The organism is Lactiplantibacillus paraxiangfangensis (assembly GCF_036246185.1).
GTDB classification, from domain to species: domain Bacteria; phylum Bacillota; class Bacilli; order Lactobacillales; family Lactobacillaceae; genus Lactiplantibacillus; species Lactiplantibacillus paraxiangfangensis.
This window is the reverse complement of record NZ_BTPW01000060.1, coordinates 1-1035: the sequence shown is the minus strand read 5'-3', so window position 1 is coordinate 1035 and position 1035 is coordinate 1. Positions and strand designations below refer to the sequence as shown.

Here is a 1035-nt window from a genome sequence, read left to right as displayed (position 1 = left end):
TTCGTTCGGAATAGGTTATACTAGACAAAAGATCAGCTCCTAAAAGATGGGTTTGTGGTAAACACCATTTTAAAGGAAGCTGATCTTTTTTGTCCGAACAGCGTTCGGATTAATTTTACAATCTACCTAATGCATGATCTTTAATCTGTTTCAAAACAAGTACATCTTGTTCAACAATTGCTTCTAAACAAGGCTTCAAGACAGTTATTGGGAAATGTTTTTTGACTAGTTTTTTTAATTCACGTTCAAAAGATTTGGTCTGTTTAATTTGCATCTAACTTATCGATCCAATCTTCAAAGTCAGTCAATGAACCAATGTTTTTGACCTGCCCTGTTTCTGCTTCTTTTTTAGCGGCTAAGGCTTCCGGAGAATCTAAAAAGCTGACTAATCGAACTTCATTATTGGCCGCTTTAACTAACGATAAGCGTATATACTCAGAAACGGTTAGCCCTTGTTTTGCTAGATTAGCTTTAGCCCGTTCACTAATGTCAGGTGTTACACGAGTTGAAATTGTCTTGTTTTTAATAATAGTATTACTCATTCTAATCCGCCTCCTTTAAGTTTACCATCGTACTACATTATAATATTCGATTTTTAGGTTTTCTGCAACTAAATTAATTTTAAAGTAAAGGAACTAACAGCTTATGCAACAAGTTGTCTTACCCATCAAAGATTCAAACGTTCTTAGAAGCTGTCTCAGGAATCAGCTTACATCCATTCCTTTTTGAGGGAAGCGTGAAAGGATTCCATTGGCGCATTATCATACGGACAACCCTTACGGCTGTATGAGTGGCGGATATGTAGCTCAGTTAAACGTTGATTGTAATCATCGCTGGTATACTGTGATCCTAAATCCGTATGGATAATCAGGTCCCCAGTAATGGTTCGATTTTTAACCGCGCTTTCAAGGGTCTTTAAGACTAAATCAGTAGCCATCTTTTTTGAGAACGAATAGCCGATAATCCGTCGTGAGTGCAGGTCCATGATGGTTGATAAGTAACACCAGCCATTACGCTTCGTTTGAATATAGGTCA

2 protein-coding genes and 1 pseudogene are annotated in these 1035 nt (G+C 37.3%); all 3 read right to left on the bottom strand.

Features of this window, described 5'->3' with window-relative positions; all coding sequences use genetic code 11:
* Window positions 1-127 precede the first annotated feature (127 nt).
* Window positions 128-274: pseudogene (locus AAA939_RS15230) on the bottom strand (type II toxin-antitoxin system YafQ family toxin); the annotation flags it as partial.
* Entirely contained in the window at window positions 264-542 is a 279-nt protein-coding gene (locus tag AAA939_RS15225) for a plasmid mobilization protein (protein ID WP_003625288.1), read from the bottom strand. The pseudogene AAA939_RS15230 and the gene AAA939_RS15225, both read right to left, overlap by 11 nt.
* A 167-nt stretch (window positions 543-709) precedes the next feature.
* The coding region (locus AAA939_RS15220; RefSeq protein ID WP_338231120.1) for a DDE-type integrase/transposase/recombinase at window positions 710-1035 on the bottom strand (326 nt) is incomplete at its 5' end.

Coding starts and splice junctions, on each gene's coding strand:
- AAA939_RS15225 (WP_003625288.1), bottom strand. CDS start 542: ATGAGTAATACTATTATTAAAAACAAGACAATTTCAACTCGTGTAACA.